Raw genomic sequence first — 441 nt, forward strand, 5'->3', positions numbered from 1 at the left:
TCTGCCGAAGGTGAAATCAATGACTGGGGTGAAGTCGTAACAAGGTAGCCGTATCGGAAGGTGCGGCTGGATCACCTCCTTTCTAAGGAGAAATAACCTACTGTTTAATTTTGAGAGTTTATAAAAACACTCTTTATTCGCATAGAATAATATGGGGGCGTAGCTCAGTTGGGAGAGCACTTGCCTTGCAAGCAAGGGGTCAGGAGTTCGACTCTCCTCGTCTCCACCATTATGATGAAATTTTTTAAAAATTTCATCATTAGTTATGTAAAAAATGAATCAGTACTTTGAGCAACGGAATTTATTTATAAATTCGTTGGCGACGTACTTAAGCCGATGCGATAGCGAATGGCATAGTACTTTGAAAATTGAACAGATTTAAATAAATTAAGGTTAAGTTATTAAGGGCGTAGGGCGGATGCCTTGGCACCAAGAGCCGAT

1 tRNA gene and 1 rRNA gene are annotated in these 441 nt (G+C 40.4%); both read left to right on the plus strand.

From position 1 onward, the window contains the following. A 16S ribosomal RNA gene (locus tag Tmeso_RS16760) occupies positions 1 to 82 on the plus strand; the annotation flags it as partial. Between the two features lie 71 nt (positions 83 to 153). Then, positions 154 to 229 (plus strand) — tRNA-Ala (locus Tmeso_RS15980). The last annotated feature ends 212 nt before the right edge of the window (positions 230 to 441 follow it).

This window comes from Tepidibacter mesophilus (genome assembly GCF_002724055.1).
Classification (GTDB): domain Bacteria; phylum Bacillota; class Clostridia; order Peptostreptococcales; family Peptostreptococcaceae; genus Tepidibacter_A; species Tepidibacter_A mesophilus.